This is a genomic window from Streptomyces sp. 3MP-14, from assembly GCF_006334905.2.
GTDB lineage: Bacteria > Actinomycetota > Actinomycetes > Streptomycetales > Streptomycetaceae > Streptomyces > Streptomyces triticirhizae.
This window is the reverse complement of sequence record NZ_VDLZ02000006.1, coordinates 135,366-149,687: the sequence shown is the minus strand read 5'-3', so window position 1 is coordinate 149,687 and position 14,322 is coordinate 135,366. Positions and strand designations below refer to the sequence as shown.

Sequence of the window (14,322 nt, the reverse complement as noted above, 5' to 3'; positions counted from 1 at the left end):
CCGAAGGAGCACCCCGTGCACAGCACCGCCCTCATCACCGGAGCGTCGTCGGGCCTCGGCGCGGAGTTCGCCGCGCAGCTGGCCGCCCAGGGACACGACGTGGTCCTGGTGGCGCGCTCCGGCGACCGCCTGGCCGCGCTCGCCGAGCGCCTGACCTCCGAACACGGCATCCGCGCGCATGTGCTGGTGCGGGACCTCGCCGAGCCGGACGCGGGACGCCGCGTCGCCGAGGAGCTGGCCGCCCGCGAGCTGAGCGTCGACCTGCTGGTCAACAACGCCGGCTTCGGGACCTGCGGCCGCTTCGAGGAGATATCCGGGGCCCGCGACCACGACCAGCTGATGGTCAACGTCGTCGCGCTCGTCGACCTCACCCACGAACTGCTGCCCGGCATGGTGGAACGCGGCCACGGCGCGGTGGTCAACGTCGCCTCCAACGCGGCCTTCCAGCCGTCCCCCTACTTCGCCGTCTACGGCGCGGCCAAGGCGTTCGTGCTGAACTTCGGCCTGGCCCTGCGCCAGGAGTACCGGCGGCGCGGCATCCGCGTGCTCACCGTGTGCCCCGGCCCGGTCGAGACCGGGTTCTTCGACGCCATCGGCACCCGCCGGGCGGCCGTCACCGGCTCGATGACCACCCCGGAGCCGGTCGTCCGCGCCACGCTGCGCGCGCTGAAGCGCGACCGGGGCTACCTCGCCCCGGGGTTCGGCAACGCCCTGACCGCGCATCTGACACCCCGTCGCCCCAGGACCCTGGTCGCGGCCATCGCCGAACGCGTCACCCGCGGCGTCCTGGCCGCCCCGATCAACGCCCCGGTCAACGCCCCGATCAACGCCCAGGACGCCCCCCAGGCCCCCGTTGCCCCTTCGACGCTGCCGGAGCGCGCCGCATGAGAACCGTCCCCGCGCCCGTCGGCGCCGCCGCCGCGATGCTGCTCGTCGGCACCTCGACGGCGGTCTCCACCACCATCGCCGACTATCCGGTCTTCGCCGGCCAGGCCATCCGTTACGGGCTGGCCGCCGTGATCCTCCTCGCCGTCGTGCGCCACCAACGCCTGGCCGCCGCGCGCCTGACCGCGCGTGACGTCCTGCTGCTGGTCGCGCTGGCCGCCACCGGGCTGGCCGGGTTCAACGTCTTCCTCGTCGAGGCCACCCGGCACGCCGGGCCGGCCATGATCGCCGCCGTGGTCGGCGCGGTCCCGCTCGTGCTCGCCCTGGTCGGTCCTCTGATGGAACGCCGACGCCCGCAGCCCCGCACCGTTGGCGCCGCGCTCGTGGTGGCGCTCGGCACGGCCGTCGCCGCCGGGCTCGGCTCGGGCAGCGTGACCGGCCTGCTGCTGGCGCTGGGCGCGCTCGCCGGCGAGGTGGCGTTCTCCCTGCTGGCCGTTCCGCTGCTGCCCAAACTCGGCCCGCTGCGGGTGGCCGCCTATCCCGCCGCCCTCTCCGTGCCGATGCTGCTGCTCGCGAGCCTCGCCCTGGACGGCACGTCGTCGCTGCGGCTGCCCTCCCCCGGCCAGGCGGCGGCCTTCGGCTACCTGGGCGTGATCGTCACCGCCGTCGCGTTCTTCCTCTGGTACGACGCGCTGCGCCGCATCGGCGCGGACCGCGCCGGGCTCTTCGCCGGGCTCGTTCCGGTGGGCGCGCTGCTCACCACCCTCGCGCTCGGTCTCGGCGAGGCCGGCCCGGCCGATGTCACCGGCGCGCTGATCGTCGCCGCCGGCGTGGCCGCCGGACTGCGCCGGCCACGGCGCGCGGCGGAAGCGGCGGAAGCGGCGGAAGCGGCGGAAGCGGCGGAAGCGGCGGAAGCGGCTGAGCCGTTGGAACGTGAGCGCCCGGCGGAAGCGGCGGAACGCCCGGCGGGCGTGCGCGAGTTGGCGTGAACGGGCGGCACCGCGCCGGGCCCGGGTCGGGCCGTCACGTGACGTGGGCGGCGACGGCGCGGGCGCAGGGCAGGGCCTCGGTCTCGGTGGTGTCCACCCGCACGTCGTAGGTCACGCCCCGGTGGACGGCCTCCGCCTGGCCGGCGGCCATGCCGGGGGCCCGGTCGCCCCGCGCCAGTTCGCGCCCCGCCGCGACCTCGGCCGAGCAGTGGACGCCGACCCACAGCACGTCGAGCCCGGCCAGGGCCTCCCGCCAACGGCCCTGGGACGTCGGGCCGCTCAGGAAGACATCGTCCACGACCACCCGCGCGCCGGCGTGCGCCATGGCGGCCACGCCCCGGCGCCAGGCCGCCTCCAGCGCGTCGAACGCGCCCCCGACCGCGACCCCGCCGCCCTCGGCGAACGCGATCCCCGCCTCCGACGCGCGCAGCCGCGCGGGCAGCGCGTCCACCAGGGTGTCCACGCTCAGTGACAGCCAGGGCTCCGGCAGCACCGCCTGGAGGCAGCGGGCGATGCCCGACTTCCCCGAACTGGAACCGCCGTTGAGCACGATCACCCGCGTCGCCATGCCGGCCACGGTAGCCGACGGTGGCGCCGGGGCCCCCGTCGGCAGCGGGCGCCCCGCGCCAGGCGGGAAACCGGCGAACGCGATGCCGGCGAGCGGGTCTTCCGGCGGTCGGGAACCGGCGAACGCCGTTGGCCGGGGGGCGGCACGCCCGGCGTCGGCCGAACCCGTCCGTTCGCCCCGCCATGCGATCGTTCGGTCGGGGTCCCGCACCGGGCGGAGGGGGCGGCTCCCCGAGGACGTACCACCGTCAGGCGGCCGCGCGCCGCGTGACCGCCCAGACGACGAGCGCGCAGAGGGCGAAGGCGGCGCCGAGTGTGCTGGACCCGGCCCATCCGACGGCCGAGTACGCGGCGGTGGTGGCCGTGGCCCCGACGGCGGAACCGAGCGAGTAGAAGAGCATGTAGCCGCCGATGACGCTGCTCGTCCGGTGGGGGTGGGCGGCCGTAAGCAGGTGCTGGTTGCTGACGTGGACAGCCTGCACCGCCAGGTCGAGCACGATCACGCCGACGACGACCGGCCACAGCGACCGGGACGCCTGTCCGGTCGCCACCCACGAGACGGCCAGCAGCACGAGGGCGCCTCCGGTGACGGCGTTGGCGTGGCCGGCGTCGGCCCACCGCCCGGCCCGGGCGGCGCCCAGCGCCCCGGCGAGCCCGGCGATTCCGAAGAGGCCGATCTGGGCCGTGCTCAGCTGCCACGGCGCGGCCGCGAGCGGCAGGGCCAGGCCGCTCCACAGGACGCCGAAGGAGGCGAACAGGAAGAACGCGATCAGCCCCCGCGAGACGAACAGCCGGTCGCGGAACAGGCGACCGAGCGAGGACAGCACCTCGCCGTACGTGGTGCGGACCCGGCGCGGGTCGGCCGGCAGGAGCCTGACAACGAGGCACGCCAGCGCGGCGAGCAGCACGGCCAACGTTACGTAGACGCTTCGCCATCCCCAGAGCGCGGCGAGACCGCCCGCGAGCACCCGCGCCCCGAGGATGCCGACGATGACGCCGGAGGTGACGGCGCCGAGCGTGCGGCCCCGTTCCTCCGCCACGGACAGGTCTGCGGCGAGGGCGACGGTGGTCTGCACGACAACGGCGAACACCCCTGCGAGGGCGAGCCCGGCGAGCAGGAGCCAGAGCCGGGTGGCGACCGCGGCCAGCGCCATGCCGACGGCGGCGAGGAGAAGGTGCCCGGCGACGAGTGTGCGCCGGTCCACCATGTCGCCCAGCGGGACGAGCAGGGCCAGGCCGACCAGATAGCCGAGCTGCCCGGTGGTGACGACCCACCCCAGGTCGGCTTCCCGCACGCCCAGGTCGCGGCCGATCTGGGCGAGTACGGGCTGGGCCACATAGACGGTCGAGACCGCGACCGCGCAGATCACGGCGAACAGCGTCCGCCGGCCCGTCGTCAGGCTCATCCGACCCCTCCCCAATCAGTAGCAGATTGCAACCAAAATGAAGCTACGGCAGAATGGTTTCGATCCGCAACTCTTGAGGAGGAGTGATGGCGCACACGGCGGCCCACCTCGACGGGGTGGCCTGGACCGACCCCGCCTGCCCGGTCGCGCGCACGCTCGACCTGGTCGGCGACCGGTGGAGTTTGCTGATCGTCCGTGACGCGATGGACGGCGCGCGGTCGTTCACCGACTTCCAGCAGCGCACCGGGATCGCGCGCAACATCCTCACCGACCGCCTGCGGCGCCTGGTCGAACGCGGCATCCTCGACCGGGCGACGGCCCCGTCGGGGAAACGACAGAACTACGTCCTCACCGAGGCGGGCCGAGACCTCTTCGCCGTCATCGTGGCCACGCGTCAGTGGGGCGAACGACACGCCTTCGCGCCGGACGAAACCCACTCCCTCCTCGTGGACGGGAGCGGCCGCCCGCTCCCGGAGCTGCGCCCCACCGACGCGAACGGCCGCCCGGCGGACGTCGACACCACGTCGGTGCTGCGCGAACGCTGAGCGCTCTCAACGGAGTCGGGGCCCAGGGGGCCCCGACCACCCACCCCCCGGCCGGAAGCCCAACCGTCCGCACGGCCCACCCCGCCACGGGCCACGGGCACACCCACCACCGCGCACGCGCGCAGCGCGCCGCGCCAAGACCCACCGGCCAGCGGCCGGGGCCACCCGCCGGGGACCCCCTGCTGCACGCCCGCGCGCCCGACGCTCCGCCCACCCAGCCGTTCCCCGAAGCCCACCGCCCTGTCAGGGCACCCGTTCCACCCCGCCAACGAGGCTCAACTACCCAAGCGGGAAGCCCCGTTCCACCCCACCGGCGAAGCCGAACAGCCCCCCGGCCGCAGGCCACGGGCACCCGCCACCGCCGGCGCGAGCAACCCTGGCCGTTCACCGAAGCCCAACCCTCCTGTCAGGGCACCCGTTCCACCCCACCGGCGAAGCCGAACAGCCCACCCCGCCGCAGGCCACAGGCACCAGCCACCGCCGCCACGCGCAGCGCATCGGGCACGACCGCGCACGCCCCGCCAGGGACCCCCGCGCCGGCGCGCGCAGCGCGCTCGGCGCTCCGCTCCGCACAGCGCTAGCGTCCCAGCGCGGTGCGGGCCTCGTCGAGGAGGAGGCGGTCCTGGGGGTGGGTCAGCCGCGCCGCCGCCTCCCCGGTGGGGAGCCAACGCAGCGCGTCCACCTCGGAGTTGGGCGTGAAGCGCCCGCCCGTGGCGCGGGCCAGCCAGTAGTCGACCCGCTTGAGCCCGCCCGGCGCCGGATACCGCTGGGTGGACAGCGGGGGCCCCAGTTCGCAGCGCATCCCCGTCTCCTCCAGCACCTCGCGGCGGGCCGCCGCGTCGGCCGTCTCCCCCGGGTCCAGCTTGCCCTTCGGGTGCGACCAGTCGTCGTAGCGCGGCCGGTGCACCAGCGCCACCTCGACCCCGTCGCCGCCCACCACCGGACGCCACAGCACGCAGCCGGCCGCCCGGATCACCACCGGGGTGGGATCACCGCCCCGCAGAGGCTCAACTTCCCGTGCCACGCCGCTTCCTCCGGGCCTCGATCAACGTCTCCTGGACCCGCCGCAGCGGGTTCCCCTCGGCGTCCGTCGCGTGCCGCTCCCAGCGGCCGTCCGAGTCCAGGTGCCAGGACTCGGTCCGGTCCGAGGTGCCGGTGGCCAGCAGCCGCGTCAACGTGGAGCGGTGCGCCGGGTCGGCGACCCTGACCAGCACCTCGATCCGCCGGTCCAGGTTGCGGTGCATCAGGTCGGCGCTGCCCAGCCACACCTCCGGGTCGCCGGCGTTGGCGAACGCGTAGACCCGGGAGTGCTCCAGGAACCGGCCGAGCACGCTGCGCACCCGGATGTTCTCCGAGAGCCCAGGGACTCCGGGCCGCAGGGCGCATATGCCGCGCACCCACACGTCGACCGGCACGCCGGCCTGGGAGGCGCGGTAGAGGGCGTCGATCACGGCCTCGTCGACGATGGAGTTGGCCTTGAACCGGACCCAGGCGGGCCGGCCGGCCCGGTGGTTCTCGATCTCGCGGCCGACCCGGGAGACCAGGCCCTCGCGCAGCGAGCGCGGGGCGACCAGCAGCCGGCGGTAGTTGTCCCGGCGGGAGTAGCCGGAGAGCCGGTTGAACAGGTCGGACAGGTCGGCGCCCACGTCCTGGTCGGCGGTGAGCAGGCCCAGGTCCTCGTAGACGCGCGCGGTCTTGGGGTGGTAGTTCCCGGTGCCGACGTGGGCGTAGCGGCGCAGCTCCTCGCCCTCCTGGCGGACCACCAGGGAGAGCTTGCAGTGCGTCTTCAGCCCGACCAGCCCGTAGACGACATGGCAGCCGGACTCCTCCAGCTTGCGCGCCCACTTGATGTTGGCGTGCTCGTCGAAGCGGGCCTTGATCTCCACCAGCACCAGGACCTGCTTGCCCGACTCGGCCGCGTCGATCAGGGCGTCCACGATGGGCGAGTCGCCCGAGGTGCGGTAGAGGGTCTGCTTGATCGCCAGCACGTCGGGGTCGGCGGCGGCCTGTTCCAGGAACGCCTGGACCGAGGTGGAGAACGAGTCGTACGGGTGGTGCAGCAGCACGTCGCGGGTGCGCAGCGCCGCGAAGACGTCGGGCGGCGAGGCGGACTCGACCTCGGCGAGGTCGCGGTGGGTGCCGGCGACGAACTTGGGGTACTTCAGCTCGGGTCGGTCCAGTTCGGCGATCGAGCCGAGGCCGGTGAGGTCCAGCGGGCCCGGCACCGCGATGACCTCCTCGCGGCGGATCTTCAGCTCGCGAACCAGCAGGTCCAGCACCTCGGAGTCGATGGACTCCTCGACCTCAAGCCGGACCGGCGGCCCGAAGCGGCGGCGCAGCAGCTCCTTCTCCAGCGCCTGGAGCAGGTTCTCGGCGTCGTCCTCCTCGACCTCCAGGTCCTCGTTGCGGGTGACCCGGAAGACATGGTGGGCGAGCACCTCCATCCCGGGGAACAGCTCCTCCAGATGGGCGGCGATCACGTCCTCGACGGGAACGTAGCGCTGCGGCGAGACCTCAAGGAAGCGGGAGAGCAGCGGCGGGACCTTGACGCGGGCGAAGTGGCGGTGGCCGCTGGCGGGGTTGCGGACGACCACGGCGAGGTTGAGGGAGAGCCCGGATATGTAGGGGAACGGGTGCGCCGGGTCGACCGCCAGCGGGGTCAGCACCGGGAATATGCGCTTGCGGAAGAAGGAGAAGAGCGCGGTCTGCTCGTGCTCGGCGAGGTCGGGCCAGCGCAGCAGGTGGATGCCCTGCTCGGCCAGGAGCGGGTTGACCTCGCGTTGGTAGCAGGTGGCCTGCCGGGCCAGCTGCTCCCTGGCCAGCGCCCAGGTGTCCTCCAGCACCTCGCGGGGCGGGCGGCCGGTGAGGGAACGGGTCGCGACGCCGGTGGCGATCCGGCGCTTGAGGCCGGCGATCCGCACCATGAAGAACTCGTCGAGGTTGCTGGCGAAGATCGCCAGGAAGTTGGCCCGCTCCAGGAGCGGGGTGCTCGGGTCCTCGGCCAGCTCCAACACCCGCTCGTTGAACGCCAGCCAGGACCGTTCGCGATCGAGGAAACGGTCCTGCGGGAGCGGGGGCAGCGCCGCGCTCCCGGCGGTGGCCTCGGCGCCGAACTCGGCGGTGGCCTCGGTCGCGGCCTCGCGGCCCGACAGCTCGGCGTCGAGCGCGGAGGGCGACTCGCCGTCGGCGAGTTCGCCCAGCTCGCCCAGGTCGGCCATCTCGCCCAGGCCGATCGCGCCATGGTGCTCGGGGCCCGGCGCGGCCACGCCGTCGAACGCGCCCAGCTCGCGCGGCCTGGGCAGCCCGGACCGGGGGCTCGCTTCGTTGGGCGTGCGCCCGGCGTCCACGGCGGCGCGCCCGTTGTGCGCGGTTGAGGTCATGCCGCCATTCTCCCGCCATCCGGGCGAACGGGACACGACGCCCGGGTTACCCGAGGAGGACGAACCCGCGCCGCCGCCCAGCTCCTCGCGGTAGTGGTCGGCCCACCGCTTGACGGTGCGGGGCGAGACGCCGTACTCGGCCGCCGCCCGGCGCATGGACCAGCCGTTCCGCACCACGGCGCGCGCCAGGCGCCGCCGGTCCGCCTCCGAGAGGTACCCCTCTCGCCTGCCACCACCACTCATGTTCGGACAGTACCCCGCAGCCGGGGTGCCCCCCACCTGCCAGCGGGAACGGATCACGTGGGCCGCCGCACACCCGCGCCCCACGCGGGCGCGCACGCGGGGCGCGCGCACCCGTTCGAACGCCGGCGCGCGGAACCGTTCAACGGGCACCGCCCCCGTTCAACGGGCACCGCCCGCCGCGCGGCCCCGGCCCCCGGCCCCGTCGGTCCGCCTCAGGTCTCGGTGCGGTACATCAGGTCCGTCTCGTGGGTGCGGAAGCCCAGCGACTCGTAGACCCGCACGGCCGCCCCGTTGTCCGCGTCCACATAGAGCATCGCGGTCGGCAGCCCCCGTTCCTCCGCCAGATGGCGCAGCCCGACGGTGGTCAACGCCCGCCCCAGGCCGAGCCCCTGGGCCTCGGGCGCCACGCCCACCACATAGACCTCGCCCAGCCGCTCGGCCGCGTGGACCTTGGTCCAGTGGAAGCCGAGCAGCGCGCCGTCCCGCTCCGCGAGGAAGAAGCCGGCCGGGTCGAACCAGTCCTCGGCCTTGCGCGCGTCCAGGTCCCGCTGGGTGAGCGAGCCCTGCTCGGGGTGGTGGGCGAACGCCGCCGCGTTGACCGCCAGCCAGGCCGCGTCGTCCACGCCTGGGCGGAAGGTGCGCACCGTCACGCCGGCCGGCAGCGCCGGCTCCGGCAGGTCGAGGCCGGTCAACGGGCGCCGCAGCTGGCGCAGTTCCCGGAACTCGGTGAGCCCGAGCCGGCGCGCGAGCCGGCGCGCGGGCGGATGCGCGCCGTGCGCCCAGAGCCGCAGCCGGTGGCCCGACTCGTTCAACAGGGCCTGCCCCAGCACCATGCCCAGCCGGCGGCCCCGGTGTCCCGGGTCAATCACCAGCTCGCTGGACGGCGGCTCCACCGGGTCCGTGCCGTCCAACTGCGCGTAGCCCAGCAGCCGTTCGTCGTCCCGGTCCCGCAGCAGCAGGTGGCGCACCCCGTCCCGCGCGCCGCCGCGCAGCAGCAGCCGCCCCTGCTCGGAGACCGCCGGCTGCCCGTCCCGTTCGGCGGCGGCCTCGATCAGCCGTTCCACCCCGGCCAGTTCGTCCCCGGACACCTCATCCAGCACCACGACTTCGGTCATGCCAGCGACCCTATGCCCCCGAAGCCCCTGGACGCGGCTTTCCTTTCACCTGCTTGTTACACGCACACCCCTGACTCGCTACGCGCGTAACAGCTAGGGTGCGGCTGACTCCCGCCCCCACCACTTCGCCGAGAGGGACGCCCCACTCATGCACAGACGTCACAGGTACCAACTGGCCGCGAGCGCACTGGCGGTGGCGGCCGCCGGGGCGCTGGCGCTGGCGCCCCCGGCCGCGCAGGCCGCCTCCTCCGGAGGGCACGACGGCCACGGCGGACACGGCGGTCACGGGGGTCATGGCGGCGGGCGCACCGTCGACCTCCAGGTGCTCGCCATCAACGACCTGCACGGCGCGTTGGAGCCGCCCACCGGCTCCAACGGCGAGCTGACGCACGAACACGAGGACGGCACGACCGAGACCATCGAGGCCGGCGGCGTCGAGTACCTGGCCGGCGCGCTCGCCGAGGCGCGCGAGGGCGAACGGCGGTCCGTCACCGTCGCGGCCGGCGACCTGGTGGGCGCGACCCCGCTGCTGTCCGGCCTCTTCCACGACGAGCCCACCATCGAGGCGCTCAACGAGCTGGGCATGGACGTCGCCGGCGTCGGCAACCACGAGTTCGACGAGGGCTACGCCGAGTTGATCCGCCTCCAGGAGGGCGGCTGCCACCCGGTGGACGGCTGCTATGTGGACGGCCGGGAGTTCGCCGGCTCGGACTTCCCGTACCTCGCGGCCAACGTCGTCGACGAGGACACCGGCATCCCCATCCTGGCGCCCTACTCGGTGCAGAACGTCGGCGGCGTCAAGGTCGGGTTCATCGGCGTCACCCTGGAGGGCACGGCGGACATCGTCACCCAGGAGGGCATCGCCGGCCTTGAGTTCCGCGACGAGGTCGAGACGATCAACCACTACACCCGGGTGCTGGAGCGCAAGGGCGTCAACGCGGTGATCGCGCTGGTCCACGAGGGCGGCTACCCGGCGTCGGAGGCGTACAACCACGACTGCGACGCCGACGGCGGCGGGCTCTCCGGCCCGATCGTGGAGATCGCGCGGCAGACGGACGCCGGCGTGGACGCGCTGGTCACCGGCCACACCCACCAGCCGTACGTGTGCACGATCCCCGACCCGGAGGGCCAGGACCGGCTGGTGACCTCGGCCTCCTCCAACGGCCGGCTCTTCACCGAGCTGTCGATGTCCTACGACCGCCGCGCCAACGACATCGTGCGCACCTCGGTCACCGGCAGCAACGTGGTGGTCGACCGCGACCGGGAGCCGGTCGCCGAGCTAACCGAACTGCTCGACTTCTGGCGCGAGTTGGCCGACCCGGTCGCCAACGCCCCGATCGGCTATATCTCCGCCGACATCGCGGGCCGGGGCGCGGGCACGCCCGAGTTCCCCGCCGGCGACCTGATCGCCGACGCACAGCTGGCGCACGCCCGTTCCCTCGACGAGTCCACCGACCTCGCCCTGATGAACCCCGGCGGGGTGCGCGCCGACCTCACCTACGCCGCCTCGGGCGACGAGGGCGACGGCGTGGTCACCTATGGCGAGGGCTTCACGGTCCAGCCGTTCTCCAACACGGTCAACCTGCTGGACCTCACCGGCGAGCAGCTGCTGGCGGTGCTGGCGGAACAGGTCAGCGGCGAGAACGAGGCGGCGCCGAAGATCCTCCAGCCGTCCGAGGGCTTCGCGTACACCCTCGACCTGACGGCCTCGGGCGCCGACCGGATCGTCGCCGACTCGGTGACCGTGAACGGCGAACCGCTGGACCCGGCGGCCACCTACCGCGTCGCCGTCAACTCCTTCCTGGCCGGCGGCGGCGACGGCTTCGCGACCCTCGCGGAGGGCACGAACCCGCTGGTCGGCGAGGACGACATGGCGGCCCTGGCCGACTACCTGACCGCGAACTCCTCGGCGGACGCCCCCCTCGACCCGCCGACGGCCGACCGCATCACGGTTGTCCAGTAGCCGGGACGGCTCTGCGGTGCCGCGCCCCCGCCCGACCGGGCGCGGCGCCGCTCGCCTCAGGTGGTTGCGGACGAGCGGCCGGCCCGCCCGGTGGCGCGCGGCGCCGGCGGAACGGGCCGCCCCACGGCGGGAGTTGACCTCGCCCCGCCCAACGGCGCCCCGCCCGACGGCGCTGCGGGCACCGGCACCGCCCCCGCGTGGAACGCCGCGTACACGCCCTCCACGACGCTGGGGCTGGGCACACGGCCCAGCCCCAGCGGTCGTTCCGCCCTTCTCAACGCCCGCGACACCATCTCCCCCGCCGTCGTCAGCCGCTCGCCGAGCTGCCCCACGGGCGCCTCGCGCACCGCGATCGCCTGCCGGATCACGTCGGTGAACACCGACTGCACCCGCTTGTACGCGAGATAGCGGGGCAGGTCGCGGGGCAACCCCTCGGCGGCGCCGGGCAGCCGTTCCTCGACGGCGCCGGCCCAGCGCACCACCATGGCCTGCTCCTGCCGTTCGGGGTAGTCCATCAGATGGAGATGGGTCGCCAGGTCGTAGAGCGGATCGCCGATCATGGCCAACTCCCAGTCGATCGTCCAGAGTTGGCCGTCGGACTCGGCGACGATGAGGTTGTCCCGGTGCAGGTCGCCATGGAGCAGGCAGAACGGGCGGTTGGTCATTCGCGCCGCCTCGCGCACCAGCGGACCGGTCACGCTGAGTACGTCCGAGTCGATTCCGAGGGTCTGAAACAGGCCGCCCAGAGCGGCCCGATGGCGGGCGTAGACACGCCGACGGGTGAACCGCACGAGCCGGCGGGCGAACTCCCGGCTGGTGCGCGGGCGGTCCGGGACCGGGCAGCTGTGGACCAGGGCCAGCGCGGCCGGGGGTATCGCGGCCAGCTCGCCGAACAGCCGCGCGAGCTGGTCGAGTTCGGTGCCCGACAGCGGCGTTCCCGGCGGGCGGAGCGCGGAGAGCGGCTCGCCCTCGATAAAGCCGTGCACCCTGGTGCCGTCGGGGCCCAGGCGGTAGACGGGCGCGATGCGCTCCATGCCCAGCAGGGCCAGTTCGATCAGCACGTCCTCCTCGTCGAGGAAGCAGCGCGGGTCGAACCGCGTCACGCCGGGACGGCTGCGCCCGGCCTTGATCCGTCCAGCGATGGGGAGGTGGTCCTCGGCGGGGAGCACCTGCCAGTCGCGGTGGTGACCGCGCAGGAGGTGCTCGGACAGCGGTTGGCTCATGATGGCGGCTTTCCGGCAGTGGATTCGTTACGGGTAGCGATACGGTACGCCGGGACGAGTCCACTGTTGATGGCTCAAAAGGGTGCATCTTCATGGCCATCGTGATGACCGAGGGCGGCCAGTACCCACTGGAGGGAGCGCACCACGCACTCCGCGCCGGCCGCGCGCAACGCGTGCTCTCCGGCGTCGTCGAGCGCGTAGCCGAGGAACGGGACGCCGGCCGCCGTGGCCGCCGCGTGGTCGGCGAGGCTGTCGCCGATCATCAGCGAACGGGCCGGGTCGGCCCCGGTGCCCGCCAACGCCCGCAGCACCGAGTCCGGGTGCGGCTTGAGGAGGTCGAGGTCGGCGGTCCTGCCGTAGACGCGGCCGGCGACATAGCCGGCCAGCCGCTGCCGTTCCAGATAACGGGCGGCGGCGAGCGGGGAGTTGTTGGTGGCGATGGCCACCCGGCGGCCCCGGCCGGCGAGCGCCGCGATCAGCGTGCCGGCGTACGGGGTGGGCCGGGCCGAGGCGGCGGCGCTGACCTCCTCGGCCGTGAGCGCCGCCTCAAGGCGGCTGAGCACGGCGGGCTCCGGGCGGCGCCGCGCTATCTCCCGCAGCACCCGGTGCGGGTCCTTTGACGTCCGCAGCTCTGCGGTCAGCAGCGCGGAGACCGCCAACTCCTCGGTCAGCGACCGGAGTCTGACGGCCACCGACTCGGCGGAGCGCACCGCGAAGAGCTGGCAGACGGGACCGTCGAAGTCGAAGAGAACACAGTGTGCGTTACTAACGAGTCCCCTCATCTAACCGAGTGTGAGCGGTTGTGCCAGCGTTGACCAGAGGGACGTGAACCACTGGTGGGACTCTTCAACAAAGGCGGTGTCCTCGGTGGAGCGGAAGACCTTCGAGTTGAGCCCGAGCACGTCGTAGATCTCCAACTGCTCCTGTTCGTACTCGACGACCCGGGACACCACCTGGTAGTAGGCCGTCAGCACCTCGGTGCCGTTGAGGAGGTAGACCTTCTGCACGGGGGTGATCGGCACCTCCCGGATCTCCACCGTGACCTGGGGCACCAGCCGCATCTCGGCGAGCGAGGTCAGCTGGTGGCGCAGCGAGGTGGAGAAGGTCTGGGTCAGCTGGCGCAGCCGCGCGCGGGGGCGCTGGTCGTCGGGGTCGGCGATCAGCCTCGGGTAGGCGGGTGGCGCGTCGGGGCTCGGCAGCAGCACCCGCACCGTGATCGAACGGGGCGTCAACTCGCCCGCCGAGATGGCGATCATGGGCGCGGCGAGAGCGGAGTTGAGCGTTTCGGTGGTGAGGCAGAACGCGTCGATCGAGATGTCCTTCGACTGAAAGGCCACCGCGATCCGGTCCGCCACCTCGACGCCGGCCGGCCGGGGGCTGTCCTGCCCCGGCAGCGCCACCACGGCCGGCGCCCCCCGGCCCCGCGCGGCGATGTAGCCCTCCCGCTCCAGCGCGGACAGGGCCGCTCTGACCGTGGTCCGGTTGACCCGGAACTCCTCGACCAGGGCCCGTTGCGTGGGCAGCTTGGCGCGCGGTGGCAGCTCCCCCGAACGTATGCGGTCGCGCAGCACACCGGCGATGTGGTCGGGAGAGAGCGGATCACCGAACGGATCGGGAAGCTCGCTCTCCGGGACGATCTCCTGACTCACGCCGTCACCATACAACTTTCGGCCAGATACGGAAGGTTGATATGAGGACGTTTCCAAGAGCGAGCCAACTGGGGAAAACATTCATGTAGTTGGCGAACAACTTGGCCAACTTCTCGGAGTTTCCGGGAGTTCACTAGAAGTTGACGTGATGTGAGGAGGGGTCATGCTCGTTTCCACCATCATCGTGGCTGCCTTCGGCATCGCGACGGAGCAGGCGGTGGAGGTCCAGTACGGACTGCCGGGTTTGATCGGACTGTTGATACTGCGCACGGGCCTGCGGAGGCGGAACTTCACCTGTGCGTGTGTGGGAACCACTGTGCTGGTCACGCTGGCGGTGGGCTCCCTGTAGTGGGAGCC

At 73.4% G+C, this 14,322-nt stretch carries 13 protein-coding genes; 5 read left to right on the top strand and 8 right to left on the bottom strand.

Going from position 1 to position 14,322, the window contains the following annotated elements:
- Positions 1-15 precede the first annotated feature (15 nt).
- The gene (locus FH609_RS11455) at positions 16-888 is read left to right on the top strand and encodes an SDR family NAD(P)-dependent oxidoreductase (protein WP_139667280.1); all 873 of its coding nucleotides are present in this window, start codon (positions 16-18) and stop codon (positions 886-888) included.
- A complete protein-coding gene (locus FH609_RS11450) occupies positions 885-1,874 on the top strand; it encodes a DMT family transporter (RefSeq protein ID WP_139667281.1) in 990 nt (329 codons plus the stop codon). Before FH609_RS11455 ends, FH609_RS11450 begins: the two co-directional genes overlap by 4 nt.
- Positions 1,875-1,908: 34 nt before the next feature.
- Here FH609_RS11450 and cpt read toward each other — a convergent pair whose 3' ends face one another.
- Together cpt and FH609_RS11440 are read right to left on the bottom strand one after the other, a co-directional pair.
- Entirely contained in the window at positions 1,909-2,442 is a 534-nt protein-coding gene (gene cpt, locus FH609_RS11445; RefSeq protein ID WP_193317850.1) for a chloramphenicol phosphotransferase CPT, read from the bottom strand.
- A gap of 247 nt (positions 2,443-2,689) precedes the next feature.
- Positions 2,690-3,841: an MFS transporter gene (locus FH609_RS11440; RefSeq protein WP_226961607.1), complete on the bottom strand. Its 1,152-nt coding sequence runs from the start codon at positions 3,839-3,841 to the stop codon at positions 2,690-2,692.
- A gap of 92 nt (positions 3,842-3,933) precedes the next feature.
- Here FH609_RS11440 and FH609_RS11435 point away from each other — a divergent pair, with 92 nt between their 5' ends.
- Complete coding sequence (locus FH609_RS11435; RefSeq protein WP_139667283.1) at positions 3,934-4,392, top strand: winged helix-turn-helix transcriptional regulator; 459 nt, start codon at positions 3,934-3,936, stop codon at positions 4,390-4,392.
- Positions 4,393-4,969: 577 nt separating this feature from the next.
- Here the strand turns inward: FH609_RS11435 and FH609_RS11430 are convergent.
- The 3 genes from FH609_RS11430 to mshD form a co-directional block, all read right to left on the bottom strand.
- Entirely contained in the window at positions 4,970-5,416 is a 447-nt protein-coding gene (locus tag FH609_RS11430) for an NUDIX hydrolase (protein ID WP_226961578.1), read from the bottom strand.
- Positions 5,400-8,015: an RNA degradosome polyphosphate kinase gene (locus FH609_RS11425; protein WP_139667284.1), complete on the bottom strand. Its 2,616-nt coding sequence runs from the start codon at positions 8,013-8,015 to the stop codon at positions 5,400-5,402. The genes FH609_RS11430 and FH609_RS11425 overlap by 17 nt, the downstream gene beginning before the upstream one ends.
- Before the next feature lie 212 nt (positions 8,016-8,227).
- Positions 8,228-9,130: a mycothiol synthase gene (gene mshD, locus FH609_RS11420; protein ID WP_139667285.1), complete on the bottom strand. Its 903-nt coding sequence runs from the start codon at positions 9,128-9,130 to the stop codon at positions 8,228-8,230.
- A 148-nt stretch (positions 9,131-9,278) separates the two neighbouring features.
- Here mshD and FH609_RS11415 point away from each other — a divergent pair, with 148 nt between their 5' ends.
- Complete coding sequence (locus FH609_RS11415) at positions 9,279-11,093, top strand: bifunctional metallophosphatase/5'-nucleotidase (RefSeq protein ID WP_139667286.1); 1,815 nt, start codon at positions 9,279-9,281, stop codon at positions 11,091-11,093.
- A 56-nt stretch (positions 11,094-11,149) separates the two neighbouring features.
- Here the strand turns inward: FH609_RS11415 and FH609_RS11410 are convergent, their stop codons facing one another.
- From FH609_RS11410 to FH609_RS11400, 3 genes are all read right to left on the bottom strand, one after another.
- Positions 11,150-12,316 (bottom strand): aminoglycoside phosphotransferase family protein, encoded by a 1,167-nt coding sequence (locus FH609_RS11410; RefSeq protein WP_139667287.1) that lies wholly within the window; start codon positions 12,314-12,316, stop codon positions 11,150-11,152.
- Positions 12,317-12,390: 74 nt separating this feature from the next.
- Positions 12,391-13,098: an HAD family hydrolase gene (locus tag FH609_RS11405; protein ID WP_139667288.1), complete on the bottom strand. Its 708-nt coding sequence runs from the start codon at positions 13,096-13,098 to the stop codon at positions 12,391-12,393.
- The gene (locus FH609_RS11400) at positions 13,099-13,965 is read right to left on the bottom strand and encodes a winged helix-turn-helix domain-containing protein (protein WP_226961577.1); all 867 of its coding nucleotides are present in this window, start codon (positions 13,963-13,965) and stop codon (positions 13,099-13,101) included.
- 163 nt (positions 13,966-14,128) lie between these two features.
- On the opposite strand from FH609_RS11400, the gene FH609_RS11395 reads away from it, so the two are divergent.
- Complete coding sequence (locus tag FH609_RS11395; protein ID WP_139667290.1) at positions 14,129-14,314, top strand: hypothetical protein; 186 nt, start codon at positions 14,129-14,131, stop codon at positions 14,312-14,314.
- The last annotated feature ends 8 nt before the right edge of the window (positions 14,315-14,322 follow it).

Bases quoted from the DNA above. Each gene is read 5' to 3' on its own strand.
- FH609_RS11415 (WP_139667286.1), top strand. From the start codon at position 9,279: ATGCACAGACGTCACAGGTACCAACTGGCCGCGAGCGCACTGGCGGTG.
- FH609_RS11410 (WP_139667287.1), bottom strand. From the start codon at position 12,316: ATGAGCCAACCGCTGTCCGAGCACCTCCTGCGCGGTCACCACCGCGAC.
- FH609_RS11425 (WP_139667284.1), bottom strand. From the start codon at position 8,015: ATGAGTGGTGGTGGCAGGCGAGAGGGGTACCTCTCGGAGGCGGACCGG.
- FH609_RS11395 (WP_139667290.1), top strand. From the start codon at position 14,129: ATGCTCGTTTCCACCATCATCGTGGCTGCCTTCGGCATCGCGACGGAG.
- mshD (WP_139667285.1), bottom strand. From the start codon at position 9,130: ATGACCGAAGTCGTGGTGCTGGATGAGGTGTCCGGGGACGAACTGGCC.
- FH609_RS11405 (WP_139667288.1), bottom strand. From the start codon at position 13,098: ATGAGGGGACTCGTTAGTAACGCACACTGTGTTCTCTTCGACTTCGAC.
- FH609_RS11450 (WP_139667281.1), top strand. From the start codon at position 885: ATGAGAACCGTCCCCGCGCCCGTCGGCGCCGCCGCCGCGATGCTGCTC.
- cpt (WP_193317850.1), bottom strand. From the start codon at position 2,442: ATGGCGACGCGGGTGATCGTGCTCAACGGCGGTTCCAGTTCGGGGAAG.
- FH609_RS11435 (WP_139667283.1), top strand. From the start codon at position 3,934: ATGGCGCACACGGCGGCCCACCTCGACGGGGTGGCCTGGACCGACCCC.